11 protein-coding genes, 1 tRNA gene and 1 pseudogene are annotated in these 15,817 nt (G+C 63.4%); 3 read left to right on the forward strand and 10 right to left on the reverse strand.

The features are described 5' to 3' along the window. Nucleotides 1–70: 70 nt before the first annotated feature. Nucleotides 71–475: an SAM-dependent methyltransferase gene (locus AABE10_RS00555; protein ID WP_342931364.1), complete on the reverse strand. Its 405-nt coding sequence runs from the start codon at nucleotides 473–475 to the stop codon at nucleotides 71–73. An 82-nt stretch (nucleotides 476–557) separates the two neighbouring features. Here AABE10_RS00555 and AABE10_RS00560 point away from each other — a divergent pair. Further along, nucleotides 558–939 (forward strand): annotated as a pseudogene (locus tag AABE10_RS00560) (LysR family transcriptional regulator); the annotation flags it as partial. Between the two features lie 114 nt (nucleotides 940–1,053). Here AABE10_RS00560 and AABE10_RS00565 read toward each other — a convergent pair. The 8 genes from AABE10_RS00565 to fdnG all read right to left on the reverse strand — a co-directional run bounded on the left by AABE10_RS00565 (nucleotide 1,054) and on the right by fdnG (nucleotide 11,281). Further along, nucleotides 1,054–1,899 carry a hypothetical protein gene (locus AABE10_RS00565; protein ID WP_342931365.1) on the reverse strand — a complete coding sequence of 282 codons (846 nt, stop codon included), beginning with the start codon at nucleotides 1,897–1,899 and terminating at the stop codon, nucleotides 1,054–1,056. 69 nt (nucleotides 1,900–1,968) lie between these two features. Then, nucleotides 1,969–2,064 (reverse strand) — tRNA-Sec (locus tag AABE10_RS00570). Between the two features lie 131 nt (nucleotides 2,065–2,195). Next, complete coding sequence (gene selB / locus AABE10_RS00575; RefSeq protein ID WP_342931366.1) at nucleotides 2,196–4,136, reverse strand: selenocysteine-specific translation elongation factor; 1,941 nt, start codon at nucleotides 4,134–4,136, stop codon at nucleotides 2,196–2,198. Further along, nucleotides 4,133–5,578 carry an L-seryl-tRNA(Sec) selenium transferase gene (gene selA / locus AABE10_RS00580; RefSeq protein ID WP_342931367.1) on the reverse strand — a complete coding sequence of 482 codons (1,446 nt, stop codon included), beginning with the start codon at nucleotides 5,576–5,578 and terminating at the stop codon, nucleotides 4,133–4,135. The genes selB and selA overlap by 4 nt, the downstream gene beginning before the upstream one ends. 30 nt (nucleotides 5,579–5,608) lie before the next feature. Beyond that, nucleotides 5,609–6,541: a formate dehydrogenase accessory protein FdhE gene (gene fdhE, locus AABE10_RS00585; protein WP_342931368.1), complete on the reverse strand. Its 933-nt coding sequence runs from the start codon at nucleotides 6,539–6,541 to the stop codon at nucleotides 5,609–5,611. An 88-nt stretch (nucleotides 6,542–6,629) separates the two neighbouring features. Continuing rightward, nucleotides 6,630–7,265, reverse strand: coding sequence for a formate dehydrogenase subunit gamma (locus tag AABE10_RS00590; protein ID WP_342931369.1), 636 nt, complete (start codon nucleotides 7,263–7,265; stop codon nucleotides 6,630–6,632). Then, nucleotides 7,262–8,200: a formate dehydrogenase subunit beta gene (gene fdxH, locus AABE10_RS00595; RefSeq protein ID WP_342931370.1), complete on the reverse strand. Its 939-nt coding sequence runs from the start codon at nucleotides 8,198–8,200 to the stop codon at nucleotides 7,262–7,264. Before fdxH ends, AABE10_RS00590 begins: the two co-directional genes overlap by 4 nt. A 9-nt stretch (nucleotides 8,201–8,209) precedes the next feature. Then, nucleotides 8,210–11,281: a formate dehydrogenase-N subunit alpha gene (fdnG, locus tag AABE10_RS00600; RefSeq protein WP_342931371.1), complete on the reverse strand. Its 3,072-nt coding sequence runs from the start codon at nucleotides 11,279–11,281 to the stop codon at nucleotides 8,210–8,212. A 266-nt stretch (nucleotides 11,282–11,547) separates the two neighbouring features. Here fdnG and AABE10_RS00605 point away from each other — a divergent pair, with 266 nt between their 5' ends. After that, nucleotides 11,548–12,990 (forward strand): YihY/virulence factor BrkB family protein, encoded by a 1,443-nt coding sequence (locus AABE10_RS00605; RefSeq protein WP_342931372.1) that lies wholly within the window; start codon nucleotides 11,548–11,550, stop codon nucleotides 12,988–12,990. 396 nt (nucleotides 12,991–13,386) lie between these two features. Further along, nucleotides 13,387–14,571, forward strand: coding sequence for a porin (locus tag AABE10_RS00610; protein ID WP_342931373.1), 1,185 nt, complete (start codon nucleotides 13,387–13,389; stop codon nucleotides 14,569–14,571). Between the two features lie 123 nt (nucleotides 14,572–14,694). Here AABE10_RS00610 and AABE10_RS00615 read toward each other — a convergent pair whose 3' ends face one another. Further along, entirely contained in the window at nucleotides 14,695–15,606 is a 912-nt protein-coding gene (locus AABE10_RS00615) for a proteasome-type protease (protein ID WP_342931374.1), read from the reverse strand. Between the last annotated feature and the right edge of the window lie 211 nt (nucleotides 15,607–15,817).

Raw genomic sequence — 15,817 nt, forward strand, 5'->3', positions numbered from 1 at the left:
GCTATTAAGATAACTTTTCGTTTCCCAACAGCAAGGTCTTGCTGCATAACTTGGCTATGCAATCTAAAGCTCAACATCCATTGTCATCAATCCGTGAGCAGCGCACACGCGTGCATTTCTTCGACACCTGTTCGCTCTGCCCTGTTCGCCGGGTGAGATAGCGTGCGGCATCCACGAACGCTTCGCTGAGATCGATACCCGTCACGCGGCAGCCACAGGTTGCAGCGATCAGACGGGCCGGGCCGCCAACGCCCGAGCCGACGTCCAGCACCGACATGCCGGCGGTGATGCCAGCCAGTTTGGCAAGCTCGGCGGTCGCAGCGAACCCACGGGTGTGAAACTGGTCGAGCGCGACCAGTTGCTGCGGTGTGAGCGGCTGGTCCTCAGGTCCAAGAACCGTGAGCGCGGCCTTCAGCCGCCCGGTCAGGCCAGTCGCGCGATAGTGATCGCGCACACCATCAAGTGCATCAGTCATTGCAAGGCTCCTCACTCTGATTTGTACGTTAGATGTACCATCGTCTTGCGTGAACGACTATTCATCACAATGTTGATGGGCCATGAAGCAGAACTTCACAGTCAGACAGGGAGCGCTCGATGGTGTGGAGGCGTTCCTGAGCGTGGCCCAGCATCGGAGTTTCCGCAGGGCAGCCGCGGAACTCGGCGTTACGCCATCAGCCATCGGTCAGGCGGTGCGTGTACTGGAAACGCGCATTGGCGCAGCGCTGTTCATACGCACCACGCGTAGCGTTGGCCTCACGGAAGCGGGCGAACGGTTTCTCTCGCGCGCAAAGCCCGCCTTCGAGGAGCTTGTCGCCGCAAGCGCGGTTGCGCGCGGGACTCGGCCAGCGGCCCGCCGGATTGTTGCGTCTTTCCGTGCCGCGTGCGGTGGTGCCGATCCTGCTGGAGCCACTGATCGCATCCTTCTGCAAGGCCTATCCCGGTTGCCATGAACGGCCGTTGATGGGCCGAACCCCGCCGCCCATTCGCAAGCCGCGGCATGAAACGATGTGCGACGGAAACGATGTCCGACGTTAAATGCAAAGCGATACCGTGCTATCCATGCGTCGATCCTTTTACATGATCCCGGGCGGCATCGACTACGGCCGACGGATCTGCTGCCAGGCTCTCACGAGGACGTTTGCCCTGGAGCATGCTGTTCGTCGACTCGAACCATGAGGCAATCCGGAACGGCGTGTAATCGTGAAAGACTTTCAGAATTTCGGCGACTTCGGAGATGGGATTGCCGAGTTCGTCAAAAATGTATGTTGGATATAAGGTCTGTCCGGCCCGCTCGATGGAAAAGACCTTGCCCTCCTGCTCCCAACGGCTCGTCACCGCCTGCAGATTCGAGGCATCAGGATGCTGCCGCCTGCCCACTGTCTGGGCGGTCAACCATGTCGTTCCGTTGAGCACGGCGGCAACGGCCTTCGCCTCCATCCCGGCGCGCGAAAGCGGCAACCGCCTGACCGGCGAAGCGTCGGCGAGTCCTTGCAGGGCGCTATGCTCGTGCTCGTTGATGTGTTGCCGCACCTGGCGCGTCAGCTCTGCCCTGGCTTCCGGCGTGATTGCACTCCCGAGGTTTTCCAGCCCGTTGAGAATCAACGACGCCGCAGCACGCGTCGCATCCAGTGCCGTCACGATCCGGCCGATATCAGCGACGGCCGTCGGGCCGGTATCGGGCGACGGGTCACCTGTTCCGGACGCAGTCGCACCGGCCGCGACTGCGGCGTTCATCGCCTCGACAGACATGGCATCGTCGGCACCGTGCCGGACGATGCCCCGCAAGGCGCTCAACGCAAGCGAGTCTGAAGGCAGGTCATTGTCGTCGATGCCCGTTGATGAGACCCAGACTAGATTATGGAATAAGTCCGAGTTTGGACGAATCTTCGCCCAAGACAACCAATTCGTGTCGTTTACGACATTAATTGATGAACTTTACAATCACAGCGCCCGCCTGGCGCCATTGAATGGCGGAAGGCAGCCGGAGTCGAACCGACCGAGGAGTGGCTGACACCCCTCACTGGGTTTGAAGCCCAGCCGCACCACCAGATACGAATGCCTTCCGTGTCCAACTTCGATCAGCCGTGCGTACAATGAGAAAACATCACCCTGAAACGCACGGCTTACCGCAACCGATTATAGCGGGCCACTCATTTTCATCGTCAGCCTGTTGTGCCTGCAACGAGCGATCGGCATTACAAAGCCGGTTCGCGCGCCAACGCTTCATGCAATTGCGAATCCGGCCTCAGCCAGTGAACGCCACGCTGAAAGCGCGTGTAGCCGATGCGATCGAAGAACTCGAGAATCTGGATCGCGCGCTTGCGTCCCAGACCCGTCGCATCGCGAAACGCCGACGCCCCCAGCGCGCCGCCACCATCGCCGGCGATAGCTGCAACGAGCCGCGCCAGCTCATCCACGACCTCGCGGTGGTAGAACAGATCGCGCACGATCTGATACACATCGCCCTGCCTGGCAACCTTGCGCAGCACCTGGCGCACCGCGTCTTCGTCGCGCGCTGTTGCCTTCGCGAGATCGCGCACCCACGGCGGGTCGCATCGGCCTTGCGCAATCAGCGGCAGCAGCGCGTTTGCGAGAACCTGCTCGCGCGCATCGAGCGAAACGGTATGTGCCGGCAGATGCAGCCACGGCCCGCTTCTCGCAACCGCGCCCTCGTCGACGAGCGAATCGATCAACGCGCGCCACATCGCATCCGGCACCAGCGGCGAGGCGATGCGCCGCAAGCGCGCGGCGTCCGGTCCCAGTTCGTCCGGCGAGCGCGCGTGATACTGATCGAGCGCCGCCAGCACCTGCGAACGCAGACGCGCCCAATGCGAGCGCAGCACGATCACGGCATCGCCGGCACCCTTGCCATGCAGTGCAATTTCATCGGCATCGGCAGGAAGGGGCAATGCTTCGGCGGGCAAGCCAGTCAGTTGCATCAGCATCGAACGCGCTACACCGCGCGGCGCTTCTTCGAGTAGCGGACCGATGCGCCCGTCATCGAGCCACACGCGCAACGCATCGAGCCACGCGCGCCGTCCCGCCGTCCGGCGTTTGCGCGGCGGACCGAACGGATCGAGCACGCGGCCGCCGCCGACTGTGCGCGTCGCCTGTGCATTGCGCACGATGAAACGATCGCCGGGCAGTGCGCACACGGGCACATCCAACACGAGTTGCACGCGCGCTGAGCGCCCCGCAGCGAGCGTATCGTCATCGAGCAATGCGACATGCGCGACGCGATGCAGCGTGCCGATATGCACATGCAGCGGCGCCCAGTGTTGCAGCGTGATGCCCGCATCGTCGAGCAGCGTCAGTTCGACGTCGAGCCGTTCGCCCGGCTTCGCGAGCCGCGCATCGACGATCCAGTCGCCGCGCGCAATCGCGTCCTTGTCGATGCCCGCGAGATTCAGCGCACAGCGCTGTCCCGCGCGGCCCGCATCTGCTGCCCGGTTTTGCGCGTGGATGCTGCGCACGCGCACGGTCTGATGCGAAGGCTCGAGCATCAACGTGTCGCCTGTCGCCACGCGTCCCGCGAACACCGTGCCCGTCACGATCGTGCCCTGCCCCGCGAGCGTGAACACGCGATCGATCGCAAGCCGGAACAGGCCATCGTCGCGCCGGCCTCGCCATGCGACAGCCGTTTCACGCAGATGAAGCGAAAGCGTGCGCACGCCGGTATCGTCCGGCGCGGTAGCGTTCGTTTCGAAGAAAGGCGCGCCGCTGAACGGCGTCGATGCGAGCCATGCGCGTACTTCGTTTCGCACCTGCGCGAGACGCGCCGCGTCGACGCGATCGGCCTTCGTCAGTGCAATCGCCCCGCGCGTGACGCCCAGCAGTTGCAGGATCGCCAGATGCTCGCGCGTCTGCGGCATGATGCCGTCGTCGGCCGCGATCACGAGCAGTGCATAGTCGATGCCGGATGCGCCCGCCGCCATCGTATGCACGAGCTTTTCGTGCCCGGGCACGTCGATCATGCCGAGCACGTCGCCGTTATCGAGCGGCGTGTACGCGTAGCCGAGTTCGATCGAGATGCCGCGCGCTTTCTCTTCTTTCAGACGGTCCGTGTCGACGCCCGTCAATGCGCGCACGAGCGTCGTCTTGCCATGATCGATATGCCCAGCCGTGCCGATGATCATAGACGTAGCTCCGCGCATTGCGCGGCGAAGTCCGCTTCGTCGGCGGCTTCGAGGCAGCGCAGATCGAGATGCAGCGCATCGTCGGCGATGCGGCCGATCACGGGGCGACGCAACGCGCGCAGCGCTTCTTCGAGCTTCATCAGCGCACGGCCGCCGCGCTTGCCATGTGCGTTGCGCACCACCAGCCCATAGCTTGGCAACCGGTCGACAGGCAATGCGCCGCTGCCGATCTGGCTTGCCATCGGTTCAGCCGTCACCGCATACGCCGACCCGAGCGCGCGTTGCAGCACGTCTTGGAGACGCGAAGCTTGAACCTGCATTTCAGAAGCGGGACGCGTCAACAGACGCAGCGTCGTCAACCGCTCGCGCAACAGTTCGGGCGCGCGATAAACCTGCAACACAGGCTCGAGCGCCGCGAGCGTGAGCTTGCCGACACGCAGCGCGCGCTTCAACGGATGCTTCTTGATCTTGCGGATCAGCTCCGCGCGTCCGACGATCAACCCCGCCTGCGGGCCGCCCAGCAGCTTGTCGCCGCTGAACGTGACGAGATCGGCGCCCACATCGACGGTCTCGCGCACAGTCGGCTCGCGAGGCAAGCCATATTGCGCGAGATCGACAAGCGTGCCGCTGCCGAGATCGACGGCCATCGGCAGGCCATGCGCATGCGCAAGCTGCGCGACGTCATCGACGGATACGCTTTTCGTAAAGCCCTCGATTGCATAGTTGCTGCAATGGACTTTCATCAGCAAGGCCGTGCGCGCGTTGATCGCTTCCTCGTAATCCTTCAGATGCGTGCGGTTCGTCGTGCCGATTTCGCGCAGCTTCGCGCCCGCGCGCGACATGATGTCGGGAATGCGGAACGCGCCGCCGATCTCGACGAGTTCGCCGCGCGACACCACCACTTCCTTCTTCGACGCAAGCGCCGACAGCGTGAGCAGCACGGCCGCCGCGTTATTGTTGACGACGGTGGCAGCCTCGGCGCCCGTCAATTCGCAGATGAGTTCATCGATCAGGTCGTCGCGATCGCCGCGCCCGCCCGTCGCGAGATCGAATTCGAGGTTCATTGGCCGCGTGAGCGCTTCGGCCACCGCGCGCACCGCTTCGTCGGGCAGCAACGCGCGGCCCAGATTCGTATGCAGCACCGTGCCCGTCAGATTGAACACAGCGCGCAGATGGGGCCGAACGCGCGCGGCGAGCGCGCGCTGTGCATCGTCGACGAGCTTTGCTTCGAAACTGAACGACGCGTCGAACTGAAGGCCCGCGAGCAGTTCACGCCTGAGCGTATCGGTTGCGGCGCGTATCGCATCGACGACCTGCGTGTGGCCATATTCGTCGATCAAACGCTGCGCCATCGGCGTCGACAGCACGCGCTCGACGGCAGGCACGCGCGCAAGCAACGCGCGCGGGTCATCGCCCAACTTGTTACCCGACACTTCGCTCACGCTCGCACTCCCCGTGCATATAGATGAGCTTCACTCGTCCGACGGCACTTCGGGCCACAGCAGCGGATTCGGACTGCTGCGCCGGTAGCCCGCTTCGCTCATCAGCAGATCGAGCGTGAGGCTCGCGAGATCGTCGGCAAGCGGCTCGAAGTCGTAGTCCTTCTCCTGATAGCCGATCTTGCGGTACGTGTGGCACTCGTCGCACGATTCGGCCTTCAGCGCTTCGCTGCCGCCGTCGATGCCGTGATACGCGATGCCCTTCGTCGAATCGCAGTTCGAGCACTTGACGCGCACCACGTGCCACTCCGTCGAGCACAGTCCGCATTGCAGATAGCGCAAGCCCTGAAACTGCCCGCCGACGCGCACGATGCTCGCCACCGGCTGCGCGCCGCATACGGGGCATGTGCCAGGCGTGTCGAGATACGGCACGTCGCGCTCGTCGATGCGGCTCGCGATGTCCGTCCACACCACTTGCAGCGCCGCCATCACGAACGGCGCGGACGCCGGATCGACTTCGTTGAAGCGCAGCGCGAGCACCGCGTCGGCGAGCGCATCGAGTTCCTGCTCGCTCTTCATGCGCAAGCCGTCGATCACGCGCGCGAGCGCTGGCGTCACGAGACCGGCCGCTTCGACGCGATCGAGCAGGCGCTGCAACACGTCTCGCCACACCGGGTCGCGCTCTGGTGTCGACGACGGCGCGATCGGCATCGAATGCTGCTGCGCGAGGGCGATGGATTCGGCGGCAGGCATCGTCGCGCTCACTTGCAAGAGCGCCTGCTGTTGCGCGTCGGCGAGCGACGCCATCAGCCGGATATACCCGCCGATCGGGCTCGCGCCTGCAAGCTCGCGAAGACGCGCGGCGCGCGTCGAGAACAGCGTCGCGCGCTCGGGCCGGCGAATGCGGGGAAGGGCTGAATGATCGATTGCTTCGATCTGGCCGGGCTCCAGGATGCGTTGCACCAATTCAGGCTCCTGCCGTTAGGGTCTGGATGGCGTCAACAGTAGCAGATATGCGGATACGGCGCGCGCTTCCCGGCACGCGCGCCGCCTGTTACTTGATGCTTTCGCGGAACCATTTCGGATGATGCTTGCGCGCCCAGCCGAGCGTCACTGTGCCTCGCACCATCGCGCCCACCGAGCCCTTGACCCACAGCGCCGCATAGATGTGAATGATGATTCCGCAGATCAGCACGAAGGCCGTGATCGCATGAATGACAGCCGCGACGCGCACCACATCGACGGAAAAATAGAACGAGAAATACGCCCGCCAGATCACGATTCCGCTAAGCAGCAACAGCACGAGGCACAGCACCATCACGAAGAACAGCAGCTTCTGCCCGGCGTTGTAGCGCCCGACTTCCGGCAGCCGGTCCTCGCGCGCGGCGAGCACGTCCTTGTACTGACGCATCCATTGCCAGTCGTCGTCGTTCAGATAATTGTGATGCCAGAAGCGCAGCGCAAGAATCAGGAACGACACGAACATCACGATGCCGATGAACGGATGCAGAATGCGCGCCCATTGGCCGCCGCCGAACAGCGCGGTGAGCCAGAACATCGACGGGTGGAAGAACGCAAGGCCCGACAGCGCGAGCAGGACGAACGTGATCGCCGTAATCCAGTGATTCATGCGCTCGTTCGCGGTGTAGCGCACGATCAAATCCGGATTGCCATTCCGATGGTGTTTCATTTGACGGGCTCCTCGGGCTTGTGTTCGCCACGCTCGCGGATGTCGCGCGCGGCGTTGCGGGCGGCATCTTCGTCTTCGTCCGACACCTCGTTCGGCCCGACGCGCGTGTAGTGGAAGAAACCCGCCAGCGCCGTGAGCGCCATCGCGGCGACGGCGAGCGGCTTCGCGATGCCCTTCCACAACTGCACGAAGGGGCTGATGTGCGGATCGTCGGGCAGGCCGTGATAAAGCGACGGCTTGTCCGCGTGATGCAGCACGTACATCACGTGCGTGCCGCCCACGCCCGCCGGATCGTATAGTCCCGCTTTCTCGAAGCCACGCTCTTTCAAATCAGCGATGCGCTCTTCGGCGTGCGCCTTCATGTCCTCTTTCGTGCCGAACACGATCGCGCCCGTCGGACACGTCTTCACGCACGCCGGCTCCTGGCCGACGCCCACGCGATCCGAGCAGAGCGTGCACTTGTAGACGCGATGATCCGCCTTCGACAGCCGTGGAATGTTGAACGGGCAGCCCGAAATGCAATAGCCGCAGCCGATGCAGTTTTCCTCGTGGAAATCGACGATTCCATTCGTGTACTGCACGATCGCGCCCGGCGACGGACACGCCTTCAGACAGCCGGGATCTTCGCAATGCATGCAGCCGTCCTTGCGGATCAGCCATTCGAGATCGCCTTTCGGGTTCTCGTATTCGGTGAAGCGCATCAGCGTCCACGAATGCTCGGTGAGATCGTGCGGGTTGTCGTAGACGCCCGTGTTGACGCCGATTTCGTCGCGCAGGTCGTTCCACTCCATGCACGCCGTCTGGCACGCCTTGCAGCCGATGCACTTGGTCACGTCGATCAGCTTCGCGACGCCGCCCGTCGCCGGCTCGCGCACCGACGTGGGCTGCACGGTCGTGGCGGAGATACGTCTGATATCGAGCGATTGATATGCCATGACGCCTCCCTATGCCTTCTCGACCTTCACGAGGAACGACTTGAATTCCGGTGTCTGCGAATTCGCGTCGGCCACGACAGGCGTCAACGTGTTGGTGATATAGCCCGGCTTCGTGAGCCCCGTGAAGCCCCAGTGCAGCGGAATGCCGACCGTCTGCACCTTCTTGCCGTCGATCATCAGCGGCTTGATGCGCTTCGTCACGACGGCCACGGCGACGATATGTCCGCGGTTGCTCGACACTTTCACGCGATCGCCTGCCACCACGCCGATCTGCTTCGCGAGGTCCTCGCCGATCTCGACGAACTGCTGCGGCTGGATGATCGCATTGAGGCGCGCGTGCTTGGTCCAGAAGTGGAAGTGCTCCGTCAGACGGTACGTGGTGCCCGTATGCGGAAAGTCCGCCGCCTTGCCGAACGCGGCACGGTCATCCGGGAACACGCGCGCGGCCGGGTTGCTCGTCGCTTGCGGATTGTTCGGATGGAACGTGTTGTAGCCGAGCGGATTCTCGAACGGCTCGTAATGCTCGGGGAACGGACCTTCGTTCATCCCGTCGCGCGCGAAGAAACGCGCGACGCCTTCCGGGTTCATGATGAACGGACCCATGCCGTTTTCGGGCGGCTCGTCGAGCTTGAAGTCGGGCACGTCGGTGCCGCTCCAGCTCGTGCCGTTCCACGCGATCAGCTTGCGTTCGGGATCGAACGGCTTGCCGTTCACATCGCACGATGCGCGGTTGTACAGCACGCGCCGGTTCGCGGGCCATGCCCACGCCCAGTTCAGCGTCTGGCCGATGCCCGTGGGATCGGAGTTGTCGCGCCGGCCCATCTGGTTGCCCGCCTGGGTCCACGCGCCACAGAAGATCCAGCAGCCGCTCGATGTCGTGCCGTCGTCCTTCAGTTGCGCGAATCCCGACAGTTGATCGCCCTTCTTCACCAGCACCTTGCTCGGGTCTTTCGGATCGGGCAGATCGGCGAGCGCGCGGCCGTTGTACTCCATCGCGATCTCTTCGGGCGTCGGGCTGTCCGGATGCGCGTAGGGCCAGCTCAGATTGACGATGGGGTCCGGGTACTTGCCGCCCTTTTCCTTGTACGCCTTGCGCATGCGCAGGAACAGGCCCGACATGATCTCGAGATCGCTGCGCGCTTCGCCCGGTCCTGTCGCGCCCTGCCAGTGCCATTGCAGCACGCGGCTCGAACTGACGAGCGAGCCGCGCTCTTCGGCGAAGCACGTCGTCGGCAGACGGAAAACTTCCGTCTGGATCTTCGACGAGTCCACGTCGTTGTGCTCGCCGTGGTTCTTCCAAAACTCGGATGTTTCCGTCGCGAGCGGGTCCATGATGACGAGCCACTTCAGCTTCGCGAGGCTCAACGACGTCTTGCCCTTGTTGGGCGCGGCCGCGAGCGGATTGAAGCCCTGGCAGATATAGCCGTTCATCTTGCCCTGGTTCATCAGCTCGATCGCCTGCAGCAGATCGTACGGCTTGTCGAGCTTCGGCAGATAGTCATAGCCCCAGTTGTTGTCGGCCGTCGCGGCATCGCCCCACCACGACTTCATCATGCTGACGTAAAACGCGCGGTAGTTCTTCCAGTAGCTCAGCTGATTGGGCCGCAGCGGCTGCGACGCGCGTTTCTTGATGTAGCCCTCGTAGTCCTGCTCGGGCTCGTTCGGCAGCGTCATATAGCCCGTCAGCAGATTCGACATCAAGCCGAGGTCTGTCAGGCCCTGGATGTTCGAGTGTCCGCGCAGCGCGTTCATGCCGCCGCCCGCGACGCCGATATTGCCCAGCAGCAGTTGCACCATCGCGCCCGTGCGAATCATCTGCGAGCCGACCGAGTGATGCGTCCAGCCGAGCGCATAGAGGATCGTGCCCGCGCGATCGGGCGCCGCCGTCGTCGCGAGCGTCTCGCACACGTGCAGGAATTTGTCCTTCGGCGTGCCGCAGGTCTTCTCGACCATCTCCGGCGTGTAGCGCGAGTAGTGCTGCTTGAGCAGGTTGTACACGCAACGCGGATGCTGCAACGAGATGTCCACTTTCACGAAGCCGTCGTCGCCGCGTTCGTAGTCCCACGTCGACTTGTCGGCGTACTTGTGCGCGTTCGCGTCGTAGCCGGAGTAGATGCCGTCGTTGAACGCAAAGTCTTCACGGACGATGAACGGAAAGTCCGTGTAGTTCTTCACATAGTCGTGCTGGATCTTGTCGTTCGTCAGCAGGTAGTTGATCACGCCGCCAAGGAACGCGATGTCGGTGCCGGTGCGAATGGGCGCATAGAAGTCCGCGACGGACGCCGTGCGCGTGAAGCGCGGATCGACGACCATCAGCTTAGCCTTGTTGTGCGCCTTCGCCTCAGTCACCCATTTGAAACCGCATGGGTGCGCCTCGGCCGAATTGCCGCCCATCACGAGAATCACGTCCGCGTTCTTGATGTCGACCCAATGGTTCGTCATCGCTCCACGGCCAAACGTCGGGGCAAGACCTGCCACCGTCGGGCCGTGTCAGACACGCGCCTGATTGTCGAACGCGAGCATCCCCATGCTGCGCACGGTCTTGTGCGTCAGATAGCCGACCTCGTTGGTGCCCGCCGATGCCGCGAGCATGCCCGTGGTCAGCCAGCGGTTGACCTTCTTGCCGTCGGGCGTGCTCTCGACGAAGTTCGCGTCGCGGTCTTCCTTCATCAGCTTCGCGATGCGATCGAGCGCGTCGTCCCACGACAGGCGTTGCCAGTGATCCGAACCGGCGGCGCGGTACTCGGGGTATTTGAGGCGGCTCTCGCTATGGATGAAGTCGATCAGGCTCGCGCCTTTCGGGCACAACGTGCCGCGATTGACGGGGTGATCCGGGTCGCCTTCAATATGAATGATGCTCGCGGTCGCGTTCTTTGCGCCGTCGCCGAGGCCATACATCAGAATGCCGCAGCCGACTGAGCAGTAAGGACACGTGTTGCGCGTTTCGGTAGTACGAGCCAGCTTGTACTGACGGACTTCGGCGAGCGCGGGTTCAGGCGAGAAGCCCAGCAGGGCCAGGCTCGATCCCGTTAGCGTGCTCGCCGTCACCTTCAGGAACTGACGGCGGGACATTTGCAACATGATCGCCTCTCGTTCTATTTGTGGGGAGGTGAGAAAAAGTATAAGTCGTTTCTTGCACGTCGTAAGCACAACAGAGCAGAACGACAGCACGTCATATGCCTGATGCTTCGCGGTTGTTGTATCGACATAGATAGATGGGCACGACGCTTGCGTCATACCATTGACACTCGCGGCGCGTACGAGCACTGCGATGCATGGCGAATCTGCGAGCACGTGCATTGCTGCCTGCATGAAGTCTCATCGGAATCCTCGTCAACAAGGACCCCATGGAACTCGATTCACTCTCCGCCGGGAAGTTGCAGTCGGTCGCGAAAAAACAGGCGTCGTGGGCCGTCGGCGCGCTGCGGCAGTTCGCCGATAATCGCTGCGCCGCGATGGCGGCCAGCATCGCGTTCTATGCGGCGTTCTCGCTCGCGCCGACGCTCGTCATGGTGATCGCGGTATCCGGCTGGTTCTTCGGCGCCGAGGCCGCGCGCGGCGAGCTCTTTCGACAGGTGCACGGCGTGCTCGGCAACGATGCCGCCGCTGCTGTCACGACGATCGTGCAGAACGCGCATCGCAGCGGCGGCGCAGGCGGCATCGCCGCGGTCATTTCGTTCACGATGCTCGCGATCGGCGCTTCGGCAACCTTCTCATCGCTGAACAGCGCGCTCAATGTCGTCTGGCCGTCCGAAACGCCGCGCACGTCGAGCGTAATGGCGCTCGTGCGCGTGCGGCTGATTTCGTTCGGGCTTGTGCTCGGCGTCGCGTTCCTGCTGATCGTGTCGCTCGTGCTCGATACGGCGATCACGTTCATCGGCAACATGCTGTGGGGCGATTCGCCTTATGTGGTGATCGGCAACCTGCTGCAACTGCTCGTCGGCTGGATGGTGCTCGCCTTCGCCTTTGCCGCGCTGCTCAAGTTCCTGCCCGACGCGCCCGTGCGCTGGCGCGATGCGCTCGTCGGCGGGACGGTGGCGGCCGCGCTGTTCTCGGCGGGCAAGAAGCTCTTCGCGCTCTACCTTGCGCACGCGGGCATGGCGAATTCGTTCGGCGCGGCGGGCTCGCTCGCGGTGCTTCTGATGTGGCTGTACTTTTCGGCCGTCGTGCTGCTGCTCGGCGCCGAGTTTGCCGCCGCGCGCGGACGCATGCACGATCCGCGCGGCGCGTGGGGGTTCGCGCGCGCCACGCCGCCCGGCAGCCGCGCGATGCTCGCGTCGGTCATGGCCGCGTCGACGGTGGCGGCCGGTGCTGCGAAGCGCGGTTCAGTACGGGGGGCTGCGCCGTTGCCAGCAGCGGGTGTAAGGGCGCGCGCTGCCGGATCTGCCGAGGCCACGGCAGGCACAGCCGGCCTGAGAGCGGGCGACGCCGGCACGACGGCGGGCGCTCGCGACCTCACGGCAGGCAGAGCCGGTGTGACGACAGACACAAAACCCCGGCGGCCATCAGTTGTGGCAAAGCTCGTCGCGACGCATGACGCCGGTATCAGCAAAGCCGTGACCATCGGCAAAACGGTTGTGGAAGCAGAAACGCACGCGACCCGCGCCGCCGCGAATACGCTGGTGCGCGCGGGCCGCACGGCGGTGGCCGCGGACCGATACGTCCGACGCCACCCGTGGACCTCGGTGCTGGTCGCAGCCGGGACGGCTCTCTTTGTCGCCACAGTGGCCGGCCGCCACAACGGCGCCGACGATGCCGAAGCGCCGCCCGCCGCCAGCGACGCCCGTTAAGCGTTCGCTTCAACGAAACTGCGCTTGCGTCATCACATCGACGCGCGGATGTCCACCCACGAAGTCAAGGCGTTGCTCCGCCCGCGCCGACCGCTTCTTTATTTAGAGACGGAAGTTTCCGCATTTGATTAGACAACTTTCTTACACTGCACTTGCGCGAGAACGTGCAACGGCTACCGACTTGCACGATCACTGTCATAAAAACAACAATAATGCATAGTCAACGATTCAATATTGCCGAAAGAGCAACAATCGTTCACAACCCTGCAACACAAGGGCCCGACCGGGCTGTCACATTTTCGATACACCTTAATTTTTTTCAGTTCTTACACTTGGGGACACTGCGCTATTCTCCGATTCGCAACAACGAAACCAATCATCTGCGTGGAGAAATGGATGAAACGAATCGCACTGTCTACCCTCTCGCTGGCACTGCTTGGCGCTGCTGGCGCAGCACATGCACAAAGCAGCGTGACGCTCTACGGCTTGATCGATGAATCGATCCAGTACGTTCACAACGCGAACCGCGCGAACGACAACCTGTGGCAAATGTACGCCGGCAACATCCAGGGTGACCGCTTCGGCCTGAAGGGCACGGAAGACCTGGGCGGCGGCCTGAAGGCAATCTTCCAGTTGGAAAACGGCTTTGACGTGAACTCGGGCAAGCTCGGTCAGGGCAGCCGTCTGTTCGGCCGTCAGGCATACGTCGGTTTGACGCACGACGCGTACGGTACGCTGACGTTGGGCCGCCAGTACGACCCGCTGGTCGACATGGTTCAGCCGCTGACGGCTGACAACTACTTCGGCAGCACGTTCACCACGCCGGGCGACGTCGACAACAACGACAACAGCTCGCGTACGAACAACGCGGTCAAGTACGTGTCGCCTGTCTTCAGCGGCTTCCAGTTCGAAGGCTTGTACGCGCTGGGCGGCGTCGCAGGCGCAACGGGCTCGGGCCAGACGTGGTCGGGCGCGGCAACGTACGGCTTCGGTCCGTTCAGCGTCGCAGCCGGCTACATCCGCATGGACAACGGCAGCACGCTGGCAAGCCGCGGCATCACGCCGGCGACGCCGGCAGGCGTGTGGGGCTCGGGCGCAACGTCGGATGGCACGCTCGACTCGCAGATCAACGGCGGCTACTCGTCGGCCAAGTCGATCAGCATCACGTCGGCTGCGGGACAGTACGTGACGGGTCCGTTCACGTTCAACATCCGCTACAGCTTCGCGCAATACAAGCCGGACGGCTTCTCGGCGTTCCACGAGCAGGAGAAGTTCCACGTTGCTGGCGCGTTCGCTGGCTACCAGGTCACGCCGGCGATGCTGGTCGGTCTGGGCTACACGTACACGCACGGCGCGGGCGACACGTCGGCGAACTACCACCAGGTTTCGCTGGGCGGCGACTACTCGCTGTCGAAGCGTACCGACATCTACCTGCTCGGCGCATACCAGCACGCAAGCGGCACGCAGCGCGTCAACGCAACCACGACGCAAGAGGCAGGCGCGTCGATCGGTTCGTACGGCAACAACGCAGGCGACAAGTCGCAAGAAATCGTCAGCCTGGGTATCCGTCACAAGTTCTAATACGAAGAACGAATGGCGTACGGCTCGAGACGTCGAGCCGTATTTCAGAAGCCAGCCGGAGGCGCAAGCCGAAGGCTGGTTTTTTTATTGGTGCCGGCTTGTTTCAAGCCCCCGCGCCCGGGATCAACCGCGCGCTTTGGGCTTGTCGGCTTGCGCGAGGGTCTGGGCGGGACGCGCGCCGGCATCCACAGGTGTCTCATCGACGTCGGCGTGCAACGCGCCTGGCGCGCGATATAGCACCATCTCGCCGATATGTCCGTCGCGCGGCACATCGCTCGCGCTTCGCCAGTCCGGCTCCGGAATCTCGCTGAACACCTGCCGCAGCCGATCGCCCCACGTGCGGTGAATCATCTGGTAATACGTGTTGTCCTGATCGATCGATACGAAGCGCGTCACGCGCAGCGCATCCTTTTCGTAGACGAGCAGATCGAGCGGCAGTCCGACGGAAAGGTTCGAGCGCAGCGTCGAATCCATCGAGATCAAAGCGCACTTGGCGGCTTCGTCGAGCGGCGTCGACGGCACGAGCACGCGGTCGATGATCGGCTTGCCATACTTCGACTCGCCGATCTGAAAGTACGGATTCACGCGTGACGACTCGATGAAATTGCCCGCCGCGTAGATCATGAAGAGACGCGGACGCGGCTGCCCCGCGCCATTGCCGCTCGCGCCGCCATCGAGAATCTGGCCGCCGAGAATGAAGCTGCAATTGAACTCGACGCCGAACGCCTGCAGCGCGCTTGCTTCACGCTGATGGACGTCGCGCACCGCCTGGCCAACGACGCGCGCGGCGTCCGCCATCGTCGAGACGGTCCATAGCGTGGGCCGCGACGAATCGGCGGGCTCGGACAGCTCGTGCAGCACGGCCTGCGTGAGCGACAGGTTGCCCGCGCTGAGCAGCACCAGTACACGCTCGCCCGCCTCTTCGAACACCGACATCTTGCGCGCCGTGCTGATGTGATCGACACCGGCGTTGGTCCGCGTGTCCGAGAGGAACACGAGGCCTTCGTCGACGCACATCGCCACACAGTAGGTCATTTCGGTACTCCCCGCGTCTTTCGCGATGTCTCGATCTCTCGATCTCCCGACGATAGACGACGTGCGGATGGGCCACTGGAAACGCCCAGAAAAAACCCGTCGCCATACCCGATGGCGACGGGCTCACTTTTACGCTCTCTCTTTCGCATGGTACCGCATGCCGGGTGCTCCGCTACAGCAGAAACAGAGTGGAAAACGCCATCTCGCGACA

This window comes from Paraburkholderia diazotrophica, from assembly GCF_038900755.1.
Taxonomy (GTDB): domain Bacteria; phylum Pseudomonadota; class Gammaproteobacteria; order Burkholderiales; family Burkholderiaceae; genus Paraburkholderia; species Paraburkholderia diazotrophica_A.

Excerpts from the sequence above, each read along its gene's own strand:
- AABE10_RS00555 (WP_342931364.1), bottom strand. The coding sequence starts at position 475 with ATGACTGATGCACTTGATGGTGTGCGCGATCACTATCGCGCGACTGGC.
- AABE10_RS00605 (WP_342931372.1), top strand. The coding sequence starts at position 11,548 with ATGGAACTCGATTCACTCTCCGCCGGGAAGTTGCAGTCGGTCGCGAAA.
- AABE10_RS00590 (WP_342931369.1), bottom strand. The coding sequence starts at position 7,265 with ATGAAACACCATCGGAATGGCAATCCGGATTTGATCGTGCGCTACACC.
- AABE10_RS00610 (WP_342931373.1), top strand. The coding sequence starts at position 13,387 with ATGAAACGAATCGCACTGTCTACCCTCTCGCTGGCACTGCTTGGCGCT.
- AABE10_RS00615 (WP_342931374.1), bottom strand. The coding sequence starts at position 15,606 with ATGACCTACTGTGTGGCGATGTGCGTCGACGAAGGCCTCGTGTTCCTC.
- fdxH (WP_342931370.1), bottom strand. The coding sequence starts at position 8,200 with ATGGCATATCAATCGCTCGATATCAGACGTATCTCCGCCACGACCGTG.
- selB (WP_342931366.1), bottom strand. The coding sequence starts at position 4,136 with ATGATCATCGGCACGGCTGGGCATATCGATCATGGCAAGACGACGCTC.